The 25,896-nt window shown below is 38.4% G+C and carries 24 protein-coding genes and 1 pseudogene; 11 read left to right on the forward strand and 14 right to left on the reverse strand.

Features of this window, described 5'->3' with window-relative positions:
* Positions 1-158 precede the first annotated feature (158 nt).
* The 3 genes from ftsB to ispF are packed head-to-tail and all read left to right on the forward strand — an operon-like array spanning position 159 to position 1,581.
* Positions 159-437, forward strand: coding sequence for a cell division protein FtsB (gene ftsB, locus FE813_RS09990; RefSeq protein ID WP_048953088.1), 279 nt, complete (start codon positions 159-161; stop codon positions 435-437).
* Positions 437-1,114 (forward strand): 2-C-methyl-D-erythritol 4-phosphate cytidylyltransferase, encoded by a 678-nt coding sequence (ispD, locus tag FE813_RS09995; RefSeq protein ID WP_065265199.1) that lies wholly within the window; start codon positions 437-439, stop codon positions 1,112-1,114. The genes ftsB and ispD overlap by 1 nt, the downstream gene beginning before the upstream one ends.
* Positions 1,111-1,581, forward strand: a complete 471-nt coding sequence (ispF, locus tag FE813_RS10000; RefSeq protein WP_139990396.1) for a 2-C-methyl-D-erythritol 2,4-cyclodiphosphate synthase — start codon at positions 1,111-1,113, stop codon at positions 1,579-1,581. The genes ispD and ispF overlap by 4 nt, the downstream gene beginning before the upstream one ends.
* A 598-nt stretch (positions 1,582-2,179) precedes the next feature.
* Here the strand turns inward: ispF and FE813_RS10005 are convergent.
* Both FE813_RS10005 and FE813_RS10010 read right to left on the reverse strand, forming a co-directional pair.
* Complete coding sequence (locus tag FE813_RS10005; protein ID WP_139990397.1) at positions 2,180-3,832, reverse strand: phospho-sugar mutase; 1,653 nt, start codon at positions 3,830-3,832, stop codon at positions 2,180-2,182.
* A gap of 342 nt (positions 3,833-4,174) precedes the next feature.
* Positions 4,175-4,969, reverse strand: a pseudogene (locus tag FE813_RS10010) (formate/nitrite transporter family protein).
* A gap of 338 nt (positions 4,970-5,307) precedes the next feature.
* On the opposite strand from FE813_RS10010, the gene FE813_RS10015 reads away from it, so the two are divergent.
* Positions 5,308-6,189, forward strand: a complete 882-nt coding sequence (locus tag FE813_RS10015; RefSeq protein ID WP_139990398.1) for a pirin family protein — start codon at positions 5,308-5,310, stop codon at positions 6,187-6,189.
* Between the two features lie 361 nt (positions 6,190-6,550).
* On the opposite strand, the gene FE813_RS10020 is transcribed toward FE813_RS10015, so the two are convergent.
* Positions 6,551-7,948, reverse strand: a complete 1,398-nt coding sequence (locus FE813_RS10020; protein WP_139990399.1) for a hypothetical protein — start codon at positions 7,946-7,948, stop codon at positions 6,551-6,553.
* Positions 7,927-9,498 (reverse strand): VPA1262 family N-terminal domain-containing protein, encoded by a 1,572-nt coding sequence (locus FE813_RS10025; RefSeq protein ID WP_139990400.1) that lies wholly within the window; start codon positions 9,496-9,498, stop codon positions 7,927-7,929. Before FE813_RS10025 ends, FE813_RS10020 begins: the two co-directional genes overlap by 22 nt.
* Positions 9,499-9,844: 346 nt before the next feature.
* Here FE813_RS10025 and FE813_RS10585 point away from each other — a divergent pair, with 346 nt between their 5' ends.
* From FE813_RS10585 to dnaE, 6 genes are all read left to right on the forward strand, one after another.
* Positions 9,845-10,075, forward strand: a complete 231-nt coding sequence (locus tag FE813_RS10585) for a hypothetical protein (protein WP_208430674.1) — start codon at positions 9,845-9,847, stop codon at positions 10,073-10,075.
* Positions 10,075-10,356 carry an alpha/beta fold hydrolase gene (locus tag FE813_RS10590; RefSeq protein WP_208430675.1) on the forward strand — a complete coding sequence of 94 codons (282 nt, stop codon included), beginning with the start codon at positions 10,075-10,077 and terminating at the stop codon, positions 10,354-10,356. The genes FE813_RS10585 and FE813_RS10590 overlap by 1 nt, the downstream gene beginning before the upstream one ends.
* 81 nt (positions 10,357-10,437) lie before the next feature.
* On the forward strand, positions 10,438-10,731 hold the full coding sequence (locus tag FE813_RS10595; protein ID WP_208430676.1) for a hypothetical protein: 294 nt from the start codon (positions 10,438-10,440) through the stop codon (positions 10,729-10,731).
* A 15-nt stretch (positions 10,732-10,746) separates the two neighbouring features.
* Positions 10,747-10,983: a type 2 periplasmic-binding domain-containing protein gene (locus tag FE813_RS10600; protein WP_208430677.1), complete on the forward strand. Its 237-nt coding sequence runs from the start codon at positions 10,747-10,749 to the stop codon at positions 10,981-10,983.
* 13 nt (positions 10,984-10,996) lie between these two features.
* The gene (locus FE813_RS10035) at positions 10,997-11,227 is read left to right on the forward strand and encodes a LysR substrate-binding domain-containing protein (RefSeq protein WP_235898368.1); all 231 of its coding nucleotides are present in this window, start codon (positions 10,997-10,999) and stop codon (positions 11,225-11,227) included.
* A 173-nt stretch (positions 11,228-11,400) separates the two neighbouring features.
* Complete coding sequence (gene dnaE / locus FE813_RS10040) at positions 11,401-14,880, forward strand: DNA polymerase III subunit alpha (protein ID WP_139990401.1); 3,480 nt, start codon at positions 11,401-11,403, stop codon at positions 14,878-14,880.
* 38 nt (positions 14,881-14,918) lie between these two features.
* Here the strand turns inward: dnaE and ilvA are convergent, their stop codons facing one another.
* The 10 genes from ilvA to metN form a co-directional block, all read right to left on the reverse strand.
* Complete coding sequence (gene ilvA, locus FE813_RS10045; RefSeq protein ID WP_139990402.1) at positions 14,919-16,460, reverse strand: threonine ammonia-lyase, biosynthetic; 1,542 nt, start codon at positions 16,458-16,460, stop codon at positions 14,919-14,921.
* Complete coding sequence (locus FE813_RS10050; protein ID WP_065246380.1) at positions 16,457-16,894, reverse strand: hypothetical protein; 438 nt, start codon at positions 16,892-16,894, stop codon at positions 16,457-16,459. Before FE813_RS10050 ends, ilvA begins: the two co-directional genes overlap by 4 nt.
* Positions 16,895-16,992: 98 nt before the next feature.
* Positions 16,993-18,831, reverse strand: coding sequence for a dihydroxy-acid dehydratase (ilvD, locus tag FE813_RS10055; protein ID WP_139990403.1), 1,839 nt, complete (start codon positions 18,829-18,831; stop codon positions 16,993-16,995).
* Between the two features lie 267 nt (positions 18,832-19,098).
* Entirely contained in the window at positions 19,099-19,317 is a 219-nt protein-coding gene (gene ilvM / locus FE813_RS10060) for an acetolactate synthase 2 small subunit (RefSeq protein ID WP_139990404.1), read from the reverse strand.
* Positions 19,317-20,975: an acetolactate synthase 2 catalytic subunit gene (ilvG, locus tag FE813_RS10065; protein ID WP_139990405.1), complete on the reverse strand. Its 1,659-nt coding sequence runs from the start codon at positions 20,973-20,975 to the stop codon at positions 19,317-19,319. The genes ilvM and ilvG overlap by 1 nt, the downstream gene beginning before the upstream one ends.
* 162 nt (positions 20,976-21,137) lie before the next feature.
* Positions 21,138-21,773 (reverse strand): DUF421 domain-containing protein, encoded by a 636-nt coding sequence (locus tag FE813_RS10070; RefSeq protein WP_139990406.1) that lies wholly within the window; start codon positions 21,771-21,773, stop codon positions 21,138-21,140.
* A complete protein-coding gene (locus FE813_RS10075; RefSeq protein ID WP_139990407.1) occupies positions 21,773-22,228 on the reverse strand; it encodes a DUF3290 family protein in 456 nt (151 codons plus the stop codon). Before FE813_RS10075 ends, FE813_RS10070 begins: the two co-directional genes overlap by 1 nt.
* Before the next feature lie 76 nt (positions 22,229-22,304).
* A complete protein-coding gene (locus tag FE813_RS10080) occupies positions 22,305-23,126 on the reverse strand; it encodes a MetQ/NlpA family lipoprotein (RefSeq protein WP_139990408.1) in 822 nt (273 codons plus the stop codon).
* A 38-nt stretch (positions 23,127-23,164) separates the two neighbouring features.
* Positions 23,165-23,854, reverse strand: coding sequence for a methionine ABC transporter permease (locus tag FE813_RS10085; protein WP_005629721.1), 690 nt, complete (start codon positions 23,852-23,854; stop codon positions 23,165-23,167).
* The gene (gene metN / locus FE813_RS10090) at positions 23,844-24,881 is read right to left on the reverse strand and encodes a methionine ABC transporter ATP-binding protein MetN (protein WP_139990409.1); all 1,038 of its coding nucleotides are present in this window, start codon (positions 24,879-24,881) and stop codon (positions 23,844-23,846) included. Before metN ends, FE813_RS10085 begins: the two co-directional genes overlap by 11 nt.
* Before the next feature lie 175 nt (positions 24,882-25,056).
* Between metN and gmhB the strand changes: the two genes are divergently transcribed.
* Positions 25,057-25,611: a D-glycero-beta-D-manno-heptose 1,7-bisphosphate 7-phosphatase gene (gene gmhB / locus FE813_RS10095; RefSeq protein ID WP_139990410.1), complete on the forward strand. Its 555-nt coding sequence runs from the start codon at positions 25,057-25,059 to the stop codon at positions 25,609-25,611.
* The last annotated feature ends 285 nt before the right edge of the window (positions 25,612-25,896 follow it).

The raw sequence follows: 25,896 nt of genomic DNA on the forward strand, positions 1-25,896 counted from the left end.
TTACTTCATCTTCTCTGAATATCTCTTTAGTTTGTGATATGGATCACATTTTTTCTTTTCATTTTGTGACGAATATGTACAGCATTTTTTTATGCTATCGCCTTTCCTCTTTTTTCACGGTAAACTATCAGTATTTTTTCTTGTATAAGATAAAGATTATGCGACTTTTGATTCTTATTCTTTTCGCCATATTGGCACTGTTTCAATATGATTTATGGTTTGGGCGCAATGGATTTTGGGATTATCGTGAAACTGCGGTAAAAATTGTAGAAAATCATGCTGAAAATGAAAAACTTTCCCAGCGTAATCAACGTATTAATGCAGAAATTCAAGGATTAACAAAGGGGTTTGAATCGATTGAAGAACGAGCAAGGATGCAGCATGGTATGGTAAAAGAAAATGAAGTGTTTTATCACATTGTGAAAGAGAATAAATAATGGATCGTCCAATTGTTGTTGTATTACCTGCAGCTGGAGTAGGCTCGCGTATGCAAGCGGATAAACCAAAACAATATCTAGCGTTGTTAGGTAAAACGTTGTTGGAACATACGCTTGATATCATGCTAACTCATACAGCGATTTCGAAGATTATATTAGTCGTGAGTAAAGATGATCCTTATATAGCCAATTTATCACTTTCACCTAAAATTCAATTGGTAGAAGGTGGTGAAACGAGGGCTGAATCAGTGCTAAATGGTTTGAATGCAATTTGTGATAAAAATGCTTGGGTACTAGTACATGATGCGGCTCGTCCTTGTTTACAGCATACTGATATTGATAAATTATTAACTATTGATGATGAACAGGGGGCAATTTTAGCAATTCCCGTAACAGACACAATTAAGCGTTCAGACAATCAACAACGTATAGTTATGACTGAAGATCGTAGTCAGCTTTGGCAGGCACAAACACCACAATTTTTTCAAGTGGATCGCTTGAAAAAAGCACTCTCTACAGCCCTGCAGCAAGGGGTTCAAATTACGGATGAGGCTTCTGCAATGGAATATGCGGGTTTTCGACCGCACTTGGTAGCTGGTCGTAGTGATAATTTGAAAGTCACGCGTCCCGAGGATTTGGCATTAGCTGAATTTTATTTAACAAGGAATAAATTATGATAAGAATTGGACATGGGTTTGATGTTCATGCTTTTGGAGAGAATTGCCCATTAATTATCGGTGGTGTAGAAGTACCATACCACACTGGTTTTATAGCACATTCGGATGGTGATGTGGCTTTACATGCCTTGACTGATGCAATTTTAGGCGCGGCAGCACTAGGTGATATTGGCAAACTTTTCCCTGATACAGATATGCAATATAAAAATGCAGATAGTCGTGGTTTATTACGTGAAGCTTTTCGTCAGGTTCAAGAAAAGGGATATAAAATTGGGAATGTTGATGTAACTATTATCGCTCAGTCACCCAAAATGCGCCCATATATTGATGCAATGCGTGTAAAAATTGCTGAGGATTTACAATGTGATATTGATCAAGTCAATGTAAAGGCCACGACCACGGAAAAATTAGGTTTTACAGGGCGAAGTGAAGGCATCGCCTGTGAGGCCGTTGCATTGTTAGTATAGTGATATATCGTAAGTGCGATAGCGTGCCTAAAAGAATTTTATCGTATTTCAAATTTTGTGATCTAGATCACAGTTTCTAAAAGTGAAAAGTCATACCATACATCTGCACAGTAAGTTTGTTGTTAATGACGCAAGCTATAAATCAAGATTTAGGCACAAGAATGGACGTTTGTGCCATTTGGCATAGAGCTGTGCATCTTGCCTATTGGGTTTGGCGGACTGTTGTCTGACATTCCCGAACGATATCCTAATCAGTGAAATGATAATGAGTGAGTCGCTCACCTTTATTATGAAGTGGCCATTGATGATAGGACAACATCCATAACTGGATGTGGGGCAAATGGAGGGCTTCAGTCCGCTTCTTTGTCCACCAACCTTGTTGTTAGGTGCGATATTGTTAGTTGTTGTTGGCTAATGGAATGTTTATATGGGGTGTAACGATGTAACCATTCCATTAGTCAAACTATCTCAAATTCTAATTTTTATTAATCTATTAGTCATCCTTGTAATTCTAATTTTATCTGCTGATATTTATTGGGTTTCAGATATAAAAAAACGCACTTTTTACGAAGTGCGTTTTATTTTTAGAAGCGATTAATTAGCAAGCTTGTTTGCCATAAGCATCTTGGCGAAGAATGTGACGAACACCTTCATCAAATTCTGCTAATACGCGATCTGCATCTTTTGGATCTTTACCGCGCGCATCCAAGTAGAATTTAATTTTTGGTTCGGTACCTGAAGGACGAGCAATTAAGCGTCCGCCATTTTCCAAGTTGAATACAAGGATATCGCTTTGACGATCTGTTTTAGTATGGTCGATAAATTGTGCCACTTTCACGCCAGAGATTTCTGCTGGTGGATTGTTGCGAAGTGCGGCCATTAATTTTCCGATTTCTGAAAGATCGCTTACTCGAATAGAGATTTGTCCACTCACATAAGCGCCAAATTCTTTAGTAAATTCATCAGCATAACCTGCTAAAGTTTTGCCTTGTTTTTTCAAGTTACGTACAAGATCTAAGAACACGATTGCTGCAGAAATACCGTCTTTATCGCGTACTTTATCTGGGTCAACTAAATAGCCCAATGCTTCTTCAAAACCAAACAATAAGCCAGATACTTTACCGATATATTTGAAACCGGTTAAGGTTTCTTCTGATTGGAAACCGTATTTTTTCGCAATTTCAGCGAGCGCAGGAGAAGAAACAAGTGAGCAAGCCAATGTGCCTTGTTTACCTTGATATTGTTTTGCTAAGTACCAACCTAAGAAACAGCCTACCACATTGCCGTGTAGTGATTTCCAGTTGCCTTGTGCATCAGGCACAGCAACCGCTAAACGGTCTGCATCGGGGTCATTAGCAATGATAAATTCAGCATTCTTTTCTTTTGCCACTTTAATTGCTAAATCCAATGCACCTTTTTCTTCTGGATTTGGGAAGTTCACCGTTGGGAATGTGCCATCTGGCCAAACTTGATCTGCCACTACGTGTGGTTGTGGTAAGCCTGCTTTTGCCAGTGTTTTACTTAAAACTTCATAGCCAACACCGTGCATAGCGGTATAAACATAGTTAATGTCACAAGCAGGCTCTTTAGCTAATGATGCAGTTTTTGCAATGTACGCATCTACCACTTCATCATTTAACACCACATAATTATCGCTACGTGGTAAATCTTGGATATTGCCTGCCGCAACTTTATCAATTAATGCTGCGATGTCTTTATCTGCCGGTGAAACGATTTGACCGCCGCCATTTGCTTTACCTAAATACACTTTATAGCCGTTATCTTCTGGTGGGTTATGGCTTGCTGTTACCATTACACCCGCAGTGGTATCAAAATATTGGATAGCATAAGCTAAAACTGGGGTAGGTAATTTGCGTGGTAATAAATAAGCTTTTACGCCTGCACCCGCCATAATTTCAGCCGTGTCACGGGCAAAAACATCAGAGTTTTTACGGCCGTCGTAACCAATTACGATTGAGGGTTCTTTATCGTAATCTTTTAAATATTCCGCTAAACCGCCAGCAGCCTGAGAAACTAAAACTCGGTTCATCCCCATTGAGCCAGCTTGTAAACGGCCACGTAAACCTGCCGTACCAAATTGTAAACGACCATCAAAACGTGCGTGCAATTCTGCTTCTGCCGCTTTATCTCCGCCTTTTGCCGCATCTAAAAGTGCGGTTAATTCTGCACGAGTTTCTGCGTCAGGGTCTTGGTTTAACCAATTTTGCGCTACATGAAAAAGAGTTGTCATAGGATCATCCTTATTCTCTTGAAATAAATCGCTGCTAGACTAGCCGAAATCACCCAAAATAGGAACGGATAATTATCAAAATTTTGATCTACTTAACATTTTTTGTTCACGCAATCGGTTATCCGAGCTAGTTACATGGTAACCGCAAATGTTACTTATTTATTGCTAACTCATTGAGTCTATCAATAACCTATTAAAATACGTTTATCTGATTTAAAATCTGTGAAGTGCAACCACTTGTACCTTTTGGTGGAAGGGATTTATTAAAATTATTTCTTAGAAAAAGGCCGTCTGAAATTTCAGTCGGATTTTTTATGTAAAAGTGCGGCAGATTTTCGTTTACTAAATACAATAATCTTCTTTTAATAAGTGACGATAGGCATAAAGATAAGATGCGCTGACAAATGCTGCACCACCCGTGACATTGCCTAAAAAGACAGGAATCATATTAAAGAAGAATTGGCTCCAAGTTACATTATCACCAGCAAAAATCCCGGCAGGGATAATAAACATATTGGCGACAAAGTGTTGTAATCCGATAAGCACAAAAATCATCACGGGGAACCATATGGCTAGGATACGACCAGAGGTTTGTTTGGCACCAAAATAGAACCAAATACCCATGCAGACCATCCAGTTACAGGCAATGGCAGAAATAAAGGCGCGACCAAAATCCATTTGCACTTTAGCCTCGGCGATAGCAATAGTTTTATCAGAGGCTGCACCTTCAGATAAACCGAAATAATGCCCTAAGAAATATACTATAAAAAGCGCACCGAGTAGGTTGCCCAAACTCACGATAATCCAGTTATGAAATAATTTTTTTAAGCTTACTTTTTTGGTTAAATGACCTAACGCCATCATCGTATTTCCCGTGGCCAATTCACCACCACCGATTAATATACAAATCAAACAAATAGGAAACACCGCCGCACCAAGTAATGTCGATAGCCTGCCTCCACTCTGGAGGAATACCGCTCACTACTTTTAAATAGGCCATATAACCAAAACTCACATAGCCGCCACCTAAAAAAACTTAAAATTGTTAATGTCTTTAAGTGTCCTTCCGATTTAGCATAACTTATTATCAATAACATCTTGTAAGATTTCGTGGGGATAAAGATCGAGATGCTGCATAGTTGTACCTCTAGTGAATATAAGACGGTAAAAATGTAGAAAACCGCATAGCAAAACCAAAGAATTGTTAAATATATGTACTGATTTTTAGTTATAACGAAATTGAATAATAATCCGTACTTCAAATTAGTTTTTTGTGGAGGAGAAAAAGAGCGGTCAAATTTTAGGGTGTTTTTTGTAAATTCCCTTTAATTGTTCTTTTATATCAACCTAATTTTAATTGTTTCCTTTTAGTAAAATATTCTTCAACTAAAGTCATCTTTATCTCTTATCTTCGAACCATATAATACTCGCATTGACAGAACGATAGGTTCTACATATTAACAAAGGAGTTTTATATGAAAAAAGTTGCAAATGTTTTTACTGCCCCAGTAAAACATTGGGTAGGAAATGGCTTTCATGTCGCCTCGATGTTTAGTTATAACGATAAAGATAAAAATCTCGATCCATTTCTTTTAATGGATTACAACGAACCCAAATTTTTCCAAGGTGGTCGTCGCGATGATTCTGAATTTGCTTTACGTGGTGTCGGTGAACATCCGCACAGAGGTTTTGAAACGGTGACTATTGCTTATCAAGGTGAAGTATCACATCGGGATTCACATGGCGGTGGTGGTACGATTGGTACGGGGGATGTTCAGTGGATGACAGCAGGTTCTGGCGTGATGCATGAGGAAATGCACTCTGAAAAATTTGCTAAAGAAGGCGGTTTGTTCGAGATGGTACAACTTTGGGTTAATTTGCCGGCAAAAGATAAAATGACAGCACCTAAATATCAAGCGATTAAAGCTGAAAATATTCCAGTCGTGGCATTACCGAATAATGCAGGTTCAGTCAGAGTTATCGCTGGTGAATTGCTCAATGTGAAAGGCCCTGCGGATACATTTAGCTCAATTAATATGTGGGATACCACAATGAATGCGAATGCTGCCTATATGTTCAGCGTGCCAGCAAGTCATAATGTGATTATCCTTGTATTAGATGGTACGATCCACGTTAGCGGCAAGGCGATTGCTCGACGCGGTGAATTGGTTACCTTTGAGCGTGGTGCTGCAGATGTGTTAATTGAATCCAATAATACTGCAAAATTATTGATTCTCACAGGGGAGCCTCTCAATGAGCCTGTTGTAGGATATGGCCCATTTGTTATGAATAGTCGAGAAGAAATCCTTCAAGCTATTCACGATGTGCAATCAGGTAAATTTGGAAATTTAGCTTAAAACAAAGCCACTCGAAAGGGTGGTTTTCTCCCATAGGCGCAAGCGTTCACGCTTGTGCCTATTTTCCTAGGGATGAATTAATAAACAAGCGCCCTGAAAAAACATCTTCGTTCAAGATTTGCAATATTAAAATCAGAAAAACACGCTAAAAAATAACCGCACTTTTACGAAAATACACCGACTTCATGCCAGAAAAAAGAAAACTCCACTAACCTAACATTTACTATGATTGTGTAGCCTGAAGATATGCTAATACCAGTAAATAATTAGAACATCAAAAAACTGTCTGAAAATAAAATTTAGACGGTTTTTTTGATTATTAGATCTTAATCCAATTCGCAATTGGCAACTTATCATTGTCTTAGTTAAATTTATCCAAATCAATCCAATTTCTCCACCTTAAATCATTGTCAAATTGAGCAGGAAAATAAACACGCTTCTGAATATCTTCAAACGATAGTGATGCATCTTTTTCTAATTCTTCAGAAATACAAGCTTGTTGCATTCGGGATAAATGCAGATAAACAAATTTATCTAGCTCTACAATAGAAGCAAACCATTGCCGTTGGAAATTCAGGATTTGATTAATTTCGTTTTGAATGAAATTTTCTCTATCCTGTTTAGGAAGCATTATTTGGAAATATTTCACTAAAGCTCTATCTAGGATACTTCTAGCAATTGAGTAAGGATTCCCAAAATCCCAGTCCTTCCACTTATCAAAAGCTAATTTGCATAAATACTGAATCCTATTTTTATCAGCATGAGCAAAAAAATACATCAAACACTCTTTAATGCTCTCTTCACCTTGATTTAAATGCAAGCTGTCAATATAGATGCAGATTTTCTCATCGGTAGCCTTTGTCAAGAATGCACCAAATCCTAACTGAAGATAAGGGTATCTGACCGGATATTGGTTAAAAATATCAAACCATTCATTAGGGCAATCTTTCCAAATATTTGATAATTGGATTTGCTCGTCTTTCATCTCATTTCTAGATAAATGATCTAATCTAAACAGCAAAAGAAATTTTGCTAACTTATTGGTTGTTTGTAGTGCAAAAGGCTGGCGATATTTTTCTGGTAGCAAAGCAAGCCAATATAAAAGATTAAAAACCTTAGTTTCCTGATTAATCAGTGACAAGATCTCATGATTATGATGCTCAGATATAAATGAGTACGATTGATGAAAATTTAAAGACAGGTGATTATATAATTCATTTAAATGCCATTTATCTTCTGCGAGCTTTTTCCATCGTTCATTTTCTAAATTTTCTGTTAGAGAATCCATTCTCTCATTGTCATTAATTGATGCATTCTGGATAGTAGACAACTCAATTTTCAGATGAGATAAATATCTTATCGCTAAATTTTTAGAGGATTGAGAGAAAATAATTCCTTCTTCGTAGCTGATTGCCCAAAATTTAGGAAGAAGACAAGTCAATTCAAAAGCTATCTTTTGATCTTTCTCACTTGAATGCTCATCTTGCAAAGTGTTAATCAGCCATGAAATACTTTCTATCAGCCTATTTTTCTTATCAGGATTATCAATATAAATAACCGCATCATGGTAATCAATGCTTGATGGATAAAAATTATTATAATATTGCCAGAAAAGATGTTCATCATCCCACTTCCAACTATTGAAATTAAAATCCTTATCAAAAAAAGAGAATATTTCATCAGGTAGGCAGGAGGAATAATCAAGAGATTGAGCTAAATGTAGTATTTGAGCTGTAGTTAGCTGTTCGCAGATTTCCATATAATATTATCCTCATCATTAATTGATTGGTCCCACATTTCTTCAAAAACATCAGCAATAATCTGCCCATCTTCAACTTCTTGAATGATGTGATGGCTTTTTCCTAAGCTATTCACTGATGTTCCCAATGACCAAGCTCTTACAGGTTCATCTATTGCTTGTGGAAAAATAATAAAACGGTCATGAAAATCGCCAACCTTAGAACGATCAGCATTGACAAAGGTCAGATTTAACCAACCAGCTTGACGAATGGCTTGGTTAATTTCGTTTGCAAGGTCGGCTTTATAAGATGATGTTTTATTTTCTTGTGGAGCAATTTTTAAGCCAGTTAGTGCTTTGATTGGCGAATTAGCATATGGGCTAAAAAATACAGTCTCCAATAAATCTTTTGCATTTAAATAGGGATCCCAAAGATAAATACCATTTTTTCCATATTCTTCAATCAACTCTCTGAGAAAATCCAACGCTTCTTGACGCATATCCCGCTTAAATTGTCTCAATTTTAAAGTATCATGTAATTCTTGTTTTTCTATTTTGAGAAATCTATTTCTAACCCAATTTCGATAATCTTTAGTCTTATTGCCAATTTGACTTTTTGATTTCGGGGTAAAAATATTAATTCTTTTCTCTTTTCCATTAGGTAATTTTAATATTCTCTGACTATTTTCATGTATATTTATAGAACAATTTATATATTCCGGTACAAACCTTACTTGCCCACCACTACAAATTATCTGATTATTTTCATCCCAAATTACATAATATCCACTTCCATTAATTTGCTGAAAAGGTATGATGTTTTCTCCTATAACCAATGAAATTTTCTGAAAATCAATAATACTGCCATGTTGTTCCCGCCAAAAAATGCCTGAAAATTTTACCTCTCCTGAAAAATAGGGGCTAACTGCTAAATTAGACAATAACTGATGACTTTGTTCATCTCTTCTTTCTATTGTAAGCGCCACCGCAGCACAAGGAATTTGTACGATGATATTGCCCAATCTATCAAAATGAGTACCGATTTTAATGGGTAAGTATTCCTGTAGTTTTTCAGAAAATTCGTCTAAGGCAGAGAAATTGTCTATCAGTGGCGCAACATACTCTTTGCTTTCGTCAAACCATTCAAAAAGATGCGAACCACCAAAAAAATTATTCTTGAGTAAACCTAAAAACTCATTCTTACCGCGCTCTAATGGCGGAACATAAACAGGAGGAATAGCTTTTAAATGACCATAACAAAGTTTATTGCCATCATCTTCATTTGCCTCTGTAGTAACTAAATCAGAAATGATATTGACAAAATCTTCTATAGAAACAATTCTTTTAAAAACTCCAAATTTTAGAGAGTTATCAGCCTTTAACTTAATAAGCTTTGATGTAATTTTCTCTGTATCTGTCAAACGTAAATCTGTTTCATGAGTAACTGCTAGTGAGAAAATATTAAAAGGCGGGTTACTATCTTTTATACCAATCACTTCAAAAAGCTCAATACATTTAAAATTACCTATAGACGGCATTGCTAATATTCTTTTCATCGATTCAACAGTCATTTAATTTCTCCATACAATAATCCGCAAAGAAATTCCTTTACCCATTTACCTTTCCATCAAAATCCTAACCTTATACGAGGTAGTCCTAAATTTAATTATTACTGTCTTGATGCTATTTTACTATACTTACCCCTAACCGGTTGTACTTTTCTGCTCAGGTATCGTTCTGACCCCTCCGATGGCGCAAGAGCCTACGCTTGTGTCAATTTTCCTAAGGATTAATCAATGAATAAACGCCTTACAAAAAACTCTTACGTCGGAAATGTCGTAGTATCCAGTGATTGCGTAATTGCGTTCTAGCAAAAAACACCAAGAAAAATGACCGCACTTTACTCAGGAGAACACCATGAAAGCATTTAAAAAATTAGTGCTTAGCGTACTTTTCGCCACCCTTGCAACGAGCAGTTTTGCTGGCGAACCGTTGCGCTATTTCGGACAAAATGAAACTGTCTACCATAGCCAAGTGCCTTATGGGAACAATGAAAAAGTCGGTCATTATGCGACGGCAAGTGATGGGGCTAAAATTTATTTTGAACGCTATGGCAAAAGCTTGCCTGTGATTGGCATGGTGGATTAGTGGGTTCAACGGCTGAAATGGGCGAGTTTATTGACCGTTTAAGCCAAAATCATGAAGTCATTGCCATCAGCACTCGCGGTCATGGAAAATCTGAAGTCGGCAGTGTTGCGCCAACTTACGCACAAAAAGCAGCTGATGTGCTTGCCGTATTAAAAGCCGCACAAATTAACGGTAAAGTGGATTTGCTCGGCTTTTCAGACGGCGCTTATACCGTCCTCACCTTTGCTGCTGCTTATCCCGAACAGGCAGCGAAAATTATTGCCATCGGTGCCGGCGAATAGAAACGAGGTTTTATTCAAGGTGGTGGAAATAAACGCGCAAGCTATGAACAAATTCGCCAGTTAGATTCAAGCTATTGGCAAATGCAACAAAGCATTCGTCCCAACCCACAACAAACAGCGGTGTGGTTTGACAATGTACAGAAAAATTATGACAACACCCAAGTTGGCAAAGAGACATTTGGTAAGATTCAATCGCTGGTGTTGTTTGTGGTTGGCCAAGACGATGCCAATGCACCCTTGGATACGGTCATCAACGCCTATCGTATGACACAGAATGCCGATTTAGCCGTTATCCCTAATGCGCCACATCCGGTCTTTATCGTGAATTTCCCGGCTGTTTGGACTATAGTAGAACCGTATTTGAATAACAAATAATGAAAGGAAAACAAAATGCTTAAATTATTTACTTTACCCGGTGAAGGTAAAATTCGCAGTCCATCACCTTTTGCTTGGAAAACTGAAGCGATGCAAACTTGTGCTGCACCAAGTTATCTTGCCATTCATGGCGTGCCTGAAATGCTGTTAGACTTAGACGAACATCAAATTGTGCATTATGTTTCAGGTTCTCAGCATAAAGTTTTGCCATGGCAATTTCGAAAAAAAATCGGGGGAAACAGAACGCTTTAAATCCCCTAAAGCCATGCAAGTCAATGATTCCAATGCCTTGCTATTTGCAGCCCTTTCTGGCCTCGGCATTGTTCAAATGCCCGAGTTGATGATCCGATCTTATTTAGAAAAAGAAAAATTGGTGCCAGTTTTAACAGCGCTTCAACCCACCGCTCATCCAGTTTGGTTGATTTACCCACAGCGTCAATTTATCCCCAAACGCTTGGCCGTATTTATTGAATGGATTGTAAAGGTGTTTCAATAAAAATACGTTTATCTAATTTACAGTCTGCGGAAAGCAATCATTTTTTGTTCACGCAATCGGTTATCCGAGCTAATTAGGAAAGCCATTTGTTGCATAGGCATTTATTTGAAAAATTCGCTATAATACAGCCTCAATATTTACGGCAAAATTTAACCGCACTTTAAGGATTTTCAATGTCATCCCAGCCTCGTTTCGTCCATCTTCGCACGCACACAGATTTTTCGATGATTGACAGTATCATCAAAGTGAAACCGCTAGTAAAAGCCTGTGCTGCTAATGAAATGGTTGCAATGGCACTAACGGATTTTACAAATTTTTGCGGTGTGGTGCGCTTTTATGGCGAGATGCTTTCTTTAGGGATGAAGCCAATTATCGGGGCAGATGTAAAAGTCAAAAGTACATTATGTGGCGATGAATACTTTGATCTGACTTTGTTGGCTAAAAATAATGAAGGCTATAAAAATATTACTTTATTGTTATCAAAGGCTTACCAGCGAGGTTATAACGACTTACCTTATATTGATCAAGATTGGCTTATTGATTATCGAGAAGGGGTGATTATCTTATCTGGTGGTATACAGGGAGATGTGGGAAAGAAATTATTAAAAGATAATGCTGATGAGATTGAAAGTGCGGTCGCATTTTATCAAGAATTTTTTCCCGAGCATTTTTATCTTGCTCTTAGCCGAACAGGAAGAGCGGATGAAGAAAGTTATATCCAAGCAGCACTAAAATTAGCTGAACATTACCATTTACCGTTAGTTGCTACAAATGATGTGGTATTCCTTAAGCAAGATGATTTTGAAGCCCACGAAATTCGTGTAGCGATTCGAGATGGTTATACTTTAGATGATCCTAAACGCCCAAAACGTTATACCTCCGAACAATATTTCCGTTCAGAAGAGGAAATGTGTGAGTTATTTGCAGATATTCCCTCAGCTTTAGAAAATACGCTTTTAATTGCTCAGCGTTGTAGTGTAACGCTTCGTCTTGGTGAATATTTTTTACCAAAATTTCCAACGGGTGAATTGAGCACGGAGGATTTCTTAATAAAAAAAGCCAGAGAAGGACTAGAGGAGCGTTTAGCATTTCTATTTCCGGATGAAAAAATTAGGGCCGAAAGACGGGCAGAATATGATGAACGTTTAGAAGTGGAATTAGGTGTTATCAACCAAATGGGATTCCCTGGTTATTTCTTGATTGTGATGGAATTTATTCAGTGGTCAAAAGATAACGATATTCCAGTGGGACCAGGACGAGGTTCGGGAGCCGGTTCTTTAGTTGCCTATGCATTGAAAATTACCGATTTAGATCCGCTTGAGTTTGATTTGCTGTTTGAGCGTTTTTTAAATCCAGAACGGGTATCTATGCCTGACTTTGACGTGGATTTCTGTATGGATGGTCGAGACCGAGTGATTGAGCACGTTGCTGAAACCTATGGCCGTGGCGCGGTATCACAAATTATCACCTTTGGTACCATGGCGGCAAAAGCGGTGATTCGCGATGTAGGACGCGTATTGGGGCATCCTTATGGTTTTGTTGATCGTATTTCGAAATTGATTCCTCCAGATCCAGGAATGACGCTCGCAAAAGCGTTTGAAGTTGAGCCACAATTGCAAGTGGCGTATGACAGTGATGAAGAAGTACAAGCCTTAATAGATATGGCGCGTAAGTTGGAAGGTGTAACCCGTAATGCGGGTAAACATGCGGGAGGCGTAGTAATTTCTCCAACTTTAATTACGGATTTTGCTCCGCTTTATTGCGATAATGAAGGGCTTCACCCTGTTACCCATTTTGATAAAAGCGATGTGGAATATGCAGGGCTTGTGAAGTTTGATTTCTTAGGATTACGTACTCTGACTATCATTAAGTGGGCATTAGATATGATCAATGCTCGCATGGCTCGAGAAGGTAAGCCACTTGTTGATATTGCTGCGATCCCTCTAGATGATCATGAATCTTTTGAACTGCTTAAACGTTCTGAAACTACAGCTGTATTCCAGCTAGAATCTCGTGGTATGAAAGATTTGATCAAACGCCTTCAACCTGACTGTTTTGAAGATATTATCGCGTTGGTAGCATTGTTCCGTCCTGGTCCTTTGCAGTCAGGCATGGTGGATAATTTTATTGATCGTAAACACGGACGAGAAGAAGTATCCTACCCTGATGCAGAATATCAACATGAAAGCTTGAAGCCTATTCTTGAGCCAACTTACGGTATTATTTTGTATCAAGAGCAAGTTATGCAGATTGCGCAAGTGTTGGCTGGTTATACATTGGGTGGAGCAGACTTATTGCGTCGAGCGATGGGGAAAAAGAAACCAGAGGAAATGGCAAAGCAGCGTTCTGTGTTTAAAGAGGGGGCGGTAAAAAACGGTGTTGATGGTGAGCTTTCCATGAAGATTTTCGACTTGGTGGAAAAATTTGCTGGCTATGGTTTTAATAAATCTCACTCCGCTGCTTATGCCTTGGTGTCTTACCAAACCCTTTGGCTCAAAACCCATTTCCCTGCAGAATTTATGGCAGCGGTAATGACATCTGAAATGGATAACACGGATAAAATTGTGGGTTTATATGATGAATGTTTACGTATGGGATTAAAGGTTGCTCCACCAGATATTAATGTGGGTAAGCATCATTTTAGTGTTAATGACCAAGGTGAAATTGTATATGGTATTGGCGCAATTAAAGGTGTGGGGGAAGGCCCTATTGAGGCACTTGTGACCGCTAGAAATGAAGGGGGAATTTTCAAAGACTTATTTGATTTATGTGCTCGAGTAGATTTGAAGAAAATTAACCGCCGGACTTTTGAAAGCCTAATTATGTCAGGTGCCTTTGATAAATTAGGTCCACATCGCGCCGCACTTTCTAAGAATTTAGAAGATGCCCTAAAAGCATCTGATCAACATGCTAAAGATGAAGCAATGGGACAAACGGATATGTTTGGGGTGCTGACTGAAACCCACGAAGAAGTTGAGAATGCCTATGCGAATACCCCCCCTTACTCAGAAAAACAAATTCTTGATGGTGAGCGTGAAACACTAGGGCTTTATTTAAGTAGTCATCCTGTAAGCCGATATTTAAAAGAATTATCTCATTACACATCAATACGTTTAAAAGATTTGACTCCAAATCGTCGTGGGCAAATAAGTACTGCCGCAGGATTATTAGTTTCGTCTCGTATGGCTATGACTAAAAAAGGTAATCGACTCGGTATTGCAACATTAGATGATCGTTCTGGTCGTTTAGATTTAACTTTATTTGGTGAAAGTTTAGAGCAATTTGGTGAAAAGTTACAAAAAGATACAGTAGTGATTGCTTCTGGGCAGGTCAGTGTTGATGATTTTTCAGGTGGCTTAAAAATGACGGTTCGAGAGTTAATGACCTTAGATGAGGCTCGTTCTCGTTATGTCAAATCCTTAGCTATCAGCCTTTCTGAGCATCAAATTACACCAAGTTTCATTAAACAACTTAAAGCATTACTTGAGCCAGTGAGTGGTGGAACGTTGCCCATTAACGTGTATTACCAAAGTCCGAAAGGTCGTGCGTTGTTACGTTTGGGCGTGCAATGGTCGATCATTCCAACAGATGAAATTCTGACGGAATTGGTGAATTTACTTGGCGAAAGTGCGGTGGAATTAGAGTTTGAATAATACAAAGGCGTGAAAAATATCACGCCTTTTTTATAAGATTAACGTAAGAAATAACGATAAGATTTGCTTTCTGTTACATCTTCAAAAACATAATTGAGTTGAGCAAGTGCCTGTTCAAATTCTGATTGTTCGCCTTCTTCAATTTGGAAACCAGCAAGGATATTTCCATAGTCCGCGCCGTGGGCACGATAGTGGAATAATGAAATATTCCAACGATTTTGTAACGTTTCCAAGAATTTCAATAACGCACCTTTTTGCTCTGGGAATTCGAACGTATATAAGCGTTCATTATCATTGGCTGCACGACCACCCATTAAATAGCGAACATGCGTTTTCGCAATATCATCATCAGACATATCCTCAACATCAAAACCATTTTTAGTGAGGTCTGCAATAATGTCTGCTTTTTCTTGCTCATTTGTCGTTCTTACCCCGACAAACACGCAAGCACGTTTATCATCTGCATAACGGTAACTGAATTCTGTTACTGCTCGGTTACCTAATACATAAGCAAATTTTAAGAAACTACCGGGTTGTTCAGACATGGTCACGGCTAATAAAGCTTCTCGATTTTCACCAATTTCACAACGTTCAGATACATAACGTAACGTGTGGAAATTCAAGTTTGCACCAGACAAAATTGCCGCCATATTTTTGCCTTCAATATGGTTTTGTTTGGCATATTTTTTCAAACCAGCTAAACCTAACGCACCTGATGGTTCTGCAACCGCACGAACGTTCTCAAATAAATCTTTCATTGCTGCGCACACTTCATCACTATCGACCAATACCATATCATCAAGATATTGTTGGCATAGACGGAATGTTTCGTCACCAATGCGTTTTACGGCAACGCCATCCGCAAATAATCCAACATGCGTTAAATCTGTTGGCTCGCCTTTATCGAGAGCGGCTTTTAAGCATGCTGAATCCTTTGATTCTACACCGATGATTTTAATTTCTGGCATAAATTGCTTAAGCAAAATTGCTACACCTGCAGCTAAGCCACCCCCGCCGACTTGTACAAACACATAATCCAAATCTGCCACTTGTTGTAGCATTTCCATCGCTAACGTGCCTTGTCCTGCGATCACTAATGGATGATCGAATGGTGGAATAAATGTCATGTTTTTTTCTTTTGAAAGCTCAATCGCTTTTGCTTTGGCTTCATCGAAATTAGCACCATGCAACAACACCTCACCACCAAAACTACGCACTGCATCCACTTTAATGCTTGGGGTGTTTTGTGGCATGACGATCAATGCTTTTAAGCCTAATTGTTTCGCTGATAATGCCACGCCTTGCGCATGGTTACCCGCAGATGCCGCTATTACGCCAGCTGCTTTTTGTTCTGCTGAAAGGCTAGAAATCATTGCGTAAGCACCGCGTAGTTTAAAACTATTTACTGGCTGACGGTCTTCACGTTTAATCCAGATATTATTGTGCAGTCGTTCAGAAAGTTTTCCCATTTTTTGTAAAGGGGTCACTTGCGCAGCTTCATATACGCGCGAACCAAGTTTAACAATGGCATTGATATAATCTGATTGAGAAGGTTGAGGATTGGTGAGTAGGTTTTTCATAGTATTTCTTTTATTCGTTTATCTTCGATATGAATGATATTGAGCCCTTCGGCATCATAATTTCGGTTAGAGCGACCTTCAATACCTATTTTGAAATCTTCATCTAATCCATCTTGTTTTAAAACTAACGTAAAAATTTCGGGATGATGGCATGAAACAGCATATCCTTTGCCATTATCCAAATGGATAACACCAAAATCTGCTGACGATGTAGCTACTTGAACTTTTCCCCATTCACTTAATAATTTTTTAGCTTGTTTTGCTAAATCTTCTTCGGGTTCAAGTAAAATAACGCAAGTTCCATTTTCAAACAGCACCCAAGACTTCTCATTTCCATTAATGCTATCTTTCCAAACATCAATTAACTTTTTGTTATAAGATGATGTACCAATCCCAACTATTTCTTTTTTCTTAAAAAAATCGAGAAATCCCATTAGAATCTTCCTATATTTATTTCAAAACACGTAGAAAAATGACCGCACTTTGCCTATAACAAAAGGCACGCGTTAGAAACGCGCGCCATCTTGTTAAATTATTTTAACAATGTTTTATCGCGTACCGCACCTTTGTCTGCAGAGGTGGCAAAGTGACCGAATACTTTCAATGCAAAAGAGACTTCACGTTCACGGTTAGCAGGCTGCCAACCTTTTTGATCTTGTTCAGCTCTGCGTGCTGCGAGTTCTTCATTACTGATTTCTAAGTTAATTGCACGGTTTGGAATATCAATGTTGATAATATCGCCATCGCGTACTAAGCCTATTGCACCGCCAGAAGCAGCTTCTGGTGATGCGTGTCCAATAGACAAGCCTGATGTACCACCAGAGAAACGGCCATCCGTTAATAAAGCGCATTTTTTGCCCAAGCCCATCGATTTTAAGTAACTGGTTGGGTATAACATTTCTTGCATACCAGGTCCGCCTTTAGGGCCTTCGTAACGGATAACAACAACATGACCTTCTTTGACTTTGCCACCCAAAATACCTGCAACTGCATCTTCTTGGCTTTCAAATACGATAGCAGTGCCGGTGAATTTCCAAATAGACTCATCTACGCCCGCGGTTTTAACGATACATCCGTCTTCCGCGAGATTACCGAATAATACGGCTAAGCCACCTTCTTGTGAAATCGCATTTTCTTTATTGCGAATACAACCGTTTACACGATCATTATCGACGGTATCCCAGCGGCAATCTTGTGAGAATGCTTGAGTTGTGCGGATGCCTGCAGGGCCTGCACGGAAGAATTTATGTAATTTTTCATCTTGATTGCGAATAATATCGTATTGGTCTAGTTGTTCTCCCATGCTCGTTCCAAGCACGGTGTGTGTATTTTTATGAATTAATCCAGCGCGATCTAATTCACCTAACAATCCCATAATACCGCCTGCACGGTGTACGTCTTCCATGTGGTATTTATTGGTGTTTGGTGCAATTTTGCTTAAACAAGGTACTTTGCGCGATAAACGGTCAATATCTTCCATTTTAAAATCTACGCCTGCTTCTTGTGCTGCCGCTAATAAGTGTAAAACAGTATTGCTTGAACCACCCATTGCGATATCGAGGCTCATTGCATTTTCAAAGGCATCAAAGGTACCGATTGAACGAGGCAATACGGTTGCATCATCTTGTTCGTAATAACGTTTGCAAAGCTCAACAATTTGACGACCAGCTTTTAAGAATAATTCTTTGCGGTCTGCGTGAGTAGCTAACATAGAACCGTTGCCTGGTAAAGATAAACCTAAGGCTTCGGTTAAGCAGTTCATAGAGTTTGCGGTAAACATTCCTGAGCAAGAACCACAAGTTGGGCAAGCGCTACGTTCAATGGCATCAATGCGTTCATCTGACACATTCGGATCGGCTGCCTCAATCATCGCATCAACCAAATCTAAGCGGATTAATTGATCAGAAAGTTTAGTTTTGCCTGCTTCCATTGGACCGCCTGAGACAAAAATTGTTGGAATGTTTAAGCGCATTGCCGCCATTAACATTCCTGGGGTGATTTTGTCACAGTTGGAAATACACACCATCGCATCAGCACAGTGCGCATTAACCATATATTCTACGCTATCAGCGATTAAATCACGGCTTGGTAAGGAATAAAGCATCCCACCGTGACCCATCGCGATACCGTCATCCACCGCAATAGTATTGAATTCTTTTGCTACACCGCCCGCTTTTTCAATTTCTGCGGCAACAAGCTGACCCATATCTTTTAAATGCACATGCCCTGGTACGAATTGGGTGAAAGAGTTCACCACCGCAATAATCGGTTTACCAAAGTCATTTTCTTTCATTCCTGTCGCACGCCATAAGGCACGTGCGCCTGCCATATTACGACCTTGTGTACTAGTCGCTGAACGTAGTTTTGGCATAAATAATCTCTCCGAGTAAAATTTTAGGGTTCGTTTGTATGATTAATTTCTTCGTTAATTGAGACTGCCAAATCTCCCCTTCCCCTCTTTGCTAAAGAGGGAGAATTTCTTTAGTAAGTGGATAACCATTGTTTCATTCACATTCTAGTGTTGTTAAAGTTCAAAACTAATACTTAAATTTATCTCAATTCAATCCCCTCTTTAGCAAAGAGGGGAAGGGGAGATTTGGCAGAAGAAAAGTCGAAGAAATTATTTGATAAAATATTCTTAATTAACCATTAAAACATCTGGCAATTTCGCCAACTGATTCACTAACAGCTCTAAAGTGCGGTCAGATTTTACGGTAATTTTTAGCCGCACTTGGCTTTCAATCAGTGTCATGTCCATAGTTGTAACGGTAAAACCGCGGTGGCGTGCTACGCGTAAAATGCGTTCCAATACTTCTGGACGATGGCGAACGACGAGTTCAAGTTTATATTCATTCATTAGTTCATCTCCTCTACCATATCCGCGTTACATGCACCCGGTGGCACAAGTGGCCATACACATTCATCAGGTGGAATACATACTTGTAATAAATAGGCCGTGTTGCTGTTTAACAATCGGTTGATTGCCGCATCCACATCATCGGCTGACTCAATACGTTCTGCTGGAATACCGAACGCATTAGCAAGCATCACAAAATCTGGGTTGTCGTCTAAAATCGTTTCACTGCGACGTTTATTCCAGAATAAATCCTGCCATTGACGAACCATACCTAAGCGTTGGTTATCCAATAACAAAATTTTTACCGGTAAATTGCCACGTTTGATTGAACCCAATTCTTGGATATTCATCATGAGTGAGCCATCACCAGTAACCAAAATGACTTCATCTTGCGGTCGTGCTTTTTTTGCCCCCACTGCGGCGGGTAAGCCAAAGCCCATTGTGCCGAAACCTGCCGATGTAATGTAGTTCTCTGGAGCAAAATGCTTCATGTGTTGCGCTGACCACATTTGATGCTGCCCCACATCGGTACAAATTACCGCATTATTTGGTTTACGATTAGATAGGCTGTTGAGTAATGCCCAAGGATCAATCGGGCGATTGCCTTGATTTTCAACATAAGTGAAATCTAATTTTGCTTTTAAATCTCTGATTTGTTCACGCCAAGGTTCAATATCAAGATCTTGTTTGAGTGCATTAAGTGCTTGGATTAAATCCCCTTGTAGGGCAACATCTGCACGGCGTAATTTATGAATTTCCGCTGCATCAATATCACAATGAATCACTTTGGCATGAGGCGCAAAAGTATCGAGTTTACCTGTTACACGGTCGTCAAAACGAGCACCGCATACGAGTAATAAATCGCTTTCTTGCACGGCAAAATTAGCAGCTTTTGTACCATGCATACCAATCATTCCCATATACACATCATCGTTTGGATCAATTGCACCTAAACCTTTTAAAGTTGAGACCGATGGCATTTTTGTCTGGGCTAAAAATTCGCGTAAGGCAGTAACAGCTTTCGCCATACCAACGCCACCACCCACATAAATCACCGGTTTTTTAGCATTTTTTAATAATTCTTTTGCTTCAGCGAGTTTATCTACTGAAAGTGCGGTAGGTTTTTCTGGTGTTTTAACGTAGGCTTTTACATTCGCGGGCACTTCACCAATTTGAATATCGCGAGGCACATCAATAAGAACAGGGCCGGGACGTCCGCTTTGGGCAATTTCAAAGGCTTCAGCAAAAACATCGGCTAATTCATCCGCACTTTGTACGATAAAGCTGTGTTTAGTGCAAGCAAGGGAAAGACCAAGAACATCGGCTTCTTGGAACGCATCTGTGCCGATTAATGGAGAGGAAACTTGACCAGTAATGGCTACAACTGGAATGGAGTCCATCATGGCATCGCCTAATCCAGTGACTAAATTGGTTGCACCTGGGCCAGATGTTGCAATACAGACGCCCACTTTTCCTGTGGAACGAGCATAACCAATCGCTGCGATGGCAGCCCCTTGTTCATTACGACAAAGTAGGTGATCTAAGCCTGCGTCATAAAGGGCATCATAGGTTGGCATGATTGCGCCGCCTGGATAGCCGAAAAGAGTCGTGACATGGTGTGCTTTCAGGCACGCCATGATGAGTTGTGCACCTGTCATTGTGTTTGTTTCCGGGTCTTTTATTATTTTTGTCTAAGCTTTCATTGTAACGAAATTTTATAGCATTGGTAGGGCTAGCCTGAAAAAAAGTCGAATATTGAGACAGAAATTTTAAAAAAAGACCAATAACTTAAATTATTGGTCATGACTTTCATTAGTGGATTAGTTTGGGTTATAAAGGTGTGTAATTAATTGACCATTCAAATATTCACCAATATATACCTGGTTTACGGTTAGTTTATTGGCATCTAATTCTGAATGAACCCAATTTTCATCTCGATTAATGATATCAAGAATATCGTAATCAATTTGGCCATCAATAATTAATGGATAGCGTAAATCTTCGTCTCCGTATTGAATGATTGATAGTTGCCCATTTTGTTCAAGTACAGCCCGTTTTACAGTAGAGATTTCATATATGCCTGCTGCCCGGAGTTTAAACATTAAATCGTGGGCTGAGATACCATTTTTCATACATTCACTAGTTTGTACTTTGCCATCTAAAATTACCCAAACTGGACTTCCATCGATAATATTTTTCACAAATCGGTTATGATTTTTGATAAAACGTAGCGTAAAAATTAGTAATGTCCATAAAATGAGAACAAGGGAAAATTGTAATATTCCGATATTGTCATTATAAATGACAGCGCCGATAATACCGCCCAGTACATAATTTTGTACTTGATCCATCGCTGATGTTGGAGCAAGGTTTCCCTTCCCCATTAAATTAATCTGTAAAACAAGACCAATAATGCCCATTGTAAGTTTTATAGCAAGAAATGAATAACTTTCCATTATTTATTTTCCTTATCAATAATATTGATATTCGGGTTAACTAAATTGATTTCAGAGAGTGTATAAGCAGTAAAATCATTATTAAAATTTACCTGATAGTATTTATCCTTAATATTTAAGATCATACCATTTGTAATTTTCTGGTTATTTACTCGTAGATCCTCAAATTGTAAATTTTGTGATGTTTTTACTGAGTTCAAAAATGTAACAATGCGTGAAGTATCATTCGCATATACTTGATTTTGTTCATATTGATTATACTGAATACCAAGTAAGAGAATAATTAAGAGCAGAAAAATAATACTGAGATCTCGGTATTTGGTTTCTAAACGATGGCGAAGATATAAACTTGTTACTAACATAAGAGCAGCAAGTGAAGTAAAAATTGCGATGTATTTAAAATAATCTTGAAAATACATACGGTTTTCTAAATAGAAATAAGTAAAAAAAGACATAAAAATATCCCAAGCTTAGATAAGAAAATCCCTTGCAGAGCAAGGGATTCAGTAATGAGTTAAAGTACGGTAGAAATTACCAACCTTTCACAACACCATCTTTAAAGTGTTTTTTAGCTTCTTGGTAAACTTCTTCTGTTTGGTAAGATTTTACGAAATCTTGAACAGCTTTGCTGTCTTTGTTATCGGTACGAGAAACGATAATATTCACATATGGAGAATCTTTATCTTCTACAAATACACCGTTATCTTGTGCATTTAAGCCTACTTGACCAGCATAAGTGTTGTTTACTACAGCTAAATCAACATCGTCTAATGCGCGTGCCGCAATAGAAGTATCTACTTCAGTGATGTTTAATTTTTTTGGATTTTCAACAATATCTAATACAGTTGAAAGAAGGTTATTTGCATCTTTTAATTTGATTAAGCCTTGTTTTTCAAGAAGAATTAATGCACGGCCACGGTTTGTTGGATCGTTAGGAACAACAACTTTAGCACCTTCTTGTAATTCATTTATACTTTTGATTTTTTTAGAATAACCCGCTAATGGATAGACGAAAGTATTACCCACGATGACTAAGTTATTTAAATTTTTCGCTTTTGCATCTTCATCTAAATAAGGTTTATGTTGCATTGCGTTTGCATCTAAATCACCTTTAGATACCGCTTCATTTGGTAATGCGTAGTCATTGAATTCAACGAATTGAACGTCTAAACCATATTTTTCTTTAGCGACTTTTGCTGCAATTTCTGCAACTTGATGCTCAGGGCCAGACATCACACCGACTTTGATTTTAAGTGGTGCAGCTGCAGCTTCAGATTTTTTGTCTTCTTTACAGCCTGTTAAAACGAGAGCTGATGCGATAGCAGTGATTGCAAAAAGTTGTTTTAATTTCATAGGATTTCCTTCCTGTTTAAGTTAAGAGTTGTGTTTAATTAACGATGATCCACTTTTTTAGCCAGTGTATCGCCGAGTTTTTGGCTAATCATAACGAATAGCACAATAATAATGGTTGCCACCCAAGTGACATAAGGCATATTGCGATATACGCCGTAGTTGATGGCAAGGCTACCTAAGCCACCGCCGCCTTGTGTACCCGCCATTGCAGAATAACCAACTAAAGTGACTAGCGTAAGCGTGATGCCATTAATTAGTGTCGGTAGTGCTTCTGGCAAATAGAATTTACGTACAATTTGCCATTTAGTAGCCCCCATTGCTTGAGCGGCTTCGGTTAAACCATTTGGAATTTCCATTAGTGCATTAGCAGTTAAGCGAGCCACGAATGGCATCGCACAAATGCTTAATGGAATAATTGCTGCCGTTGTACCTAATACGGTTCCCACGATGAAACGAGTTACAGGTAATAAGATTAAGAGCAAAATAATAAATGGAATAGAACGCCCAATATTAATAATCGTGTTTAACACAAAATGAGTACGGTTATTTTGTAAAATCTCATTTTTTCCAGTTAAGAAAGTCCATACGCCAACAGGTACGCCGACTACTACGGCAAGTAAAGTAGATGCAAAGCTGATATAAATCGTTTCATAAGTTGCGGTTGCGACAACACCCCACATTTGAGGTGTTAATTGCTGGCTGAATGTTGCCAAGAAATCATTGAACATAACCAAGCACCTCCACGCGCACATTGTTTTCCATTAAATAAACTTTGGTTTGTGTAATGGCATCTTCATCGCCTTCTACTTCAGCAATGGTATAACCAAATTTCACGCCTCCAGCATAATCAATTTGTGAGGTTAAAATACTGAGCTCTACGCCAAATTTTTTTGATGCTTGAGAAAGTAACGGTGCATCGACTGAGCGACCCGTAAACTCAAATTTGATAATTGGATACGCTTTGCTGTGTTTCGGCGTATCAGTAAGATTTTCCAAATATTCATCAGGTAGACTTATGTGGAAGGTCGAACGAATAAACTCTTGTGCTAATTCTGTTTTAGGATTTGCAAAAATTTCACCGACAGTACCTTGTTCAACTAGGCGACCTTGATCAATGACAGCAACTTGATCACAAATCTGTTTAACAACTTCCATTTCATGGGTAATCAACAAAATCGTAATACCTAAAGTGCGGTTAATTTCTTTTAATAATTTCAGAATAGATTGTGTCGTTGCAGGATCTAATGCACTCGTTGCTTCATCACATAATAAGACTTTAGGATCGCTCGCTAAGGCGCGTGCAATGGCTACACGTTGTTTTTGCCCGCCAGAAAGATTACTTGGGTAAGCATCACGTTTTTCACTTAAACCAACAAGATCTAAAAGTGCGGTGATTTTTTCTTGGATTTTTGCTTTTGACTCAGCTTCTAATTCTAAGGGTAATGCCACGTTTTCAAATACAGTGCGAGAACTTAGTAAATTGAAATGCTGAAAAATCATTCCAATTTGACGACGAGCGCGTACTAATTCGCGATCAGAAAGTCCTGTTAATTCTACGCCGTCAACAATAACGGAACCGCTTGTCGGTTTTTCTAATAAATTCACACAGCGAATTAATGTACTTTTTCCTGCACCAGATGCACCAATTACGCCACAAATTTGACCTTTTTCAATGTTTAATGAGACATTATCAAGCGCAGTCAATTTCTTGCTAGGCAGTTCAAAAATCTTCGTTATATTGTTTAGCTTAATCATATAAGCCCTTTTTATTTGCTATTTTTAAATCTGTTTCGGTATTCTAGACGTCTAGATTGCTATGTCAATATGTCAGATTATCTTTTTTAGAAAGATTGGTTATGAGTTATATTTGCTAATTGCTTGGATTAAATAGATAATTTTCGTCAATTTGATACGTATGAAAGGTAAGAAAATGAATAAGGCTATTTTTTTAGATCGCGATGGCACGTTAAATATTGATTACGGTTATGTACACGAAATTGATAATTTTAAATTTATTGACGGTGCGATTGATGCATTGCGAGAATTAAAGAAAATGGGATATATGTTGGTGTTGGTTACCAATCAATCTGGAATTGCGCGTGGTTATTTTTCTGAGAATCAGTTTTTACAGTTAACAGAATGGATGGATTGGTCATTGGCTGAACAAGATGTGGATTTGGATGGTATTTACTATTGTCCACATCATCCTGAGGGAAAAGGTGAATATAAAGAAGACTGTGATTGCCGAAAACCTAAATCTGGAATGTTATTGCAAGCGATCAAAGAATTAAAGATCGATCCTACGCAATCTATTATGGTTGGAGATAAAGTTGAAGATCTAAAAGCGGGAATTGGTGCGAAGGTGAAAATGAATGTATTAGTTCGTACAGGTAAACCAGTAACAGAGGAAGGCGAGAGAGTAGCTGATTATGTGTTAGATTCTATCGTTGAGCTTCCGAGAATTTTAAAACGATTAAAAAAATAGCTCAAAATATCTATATTTTGCTCTAATCGCTTGCGCTTTAATCAAAAGATCATTTTTTTTAAATATTTTTACAAAAAAGTACTTGCAAGGGTTTTGAAAATCCCTATAATGCACCGCACACAACGACGCACTGTTGTGAAGTTTTTTTAAGTTTCCACGTGCGTCGTTGTTTTTTGCTCTTTAACAATATATCAGACAATCTGTGTGGGCACTTGTTGATTGACTTGTTTTAAAATATTTTTAATTTTGAAGTCTTAATAGGTGCTTAACTGAAAATTCATAATT

The sequence above is a fragment of the Haemophilus seminalis genome, assembly GCF_006384255.1.
In the GTDB taxonomy this organism is placed as follows: domain Bacteria; phylum Pseudomonadota; class Gammaproteobacteria; order Enterobacterales; family Pasteurellaceae; genus Haemophilus; species Haemophilus seminalis.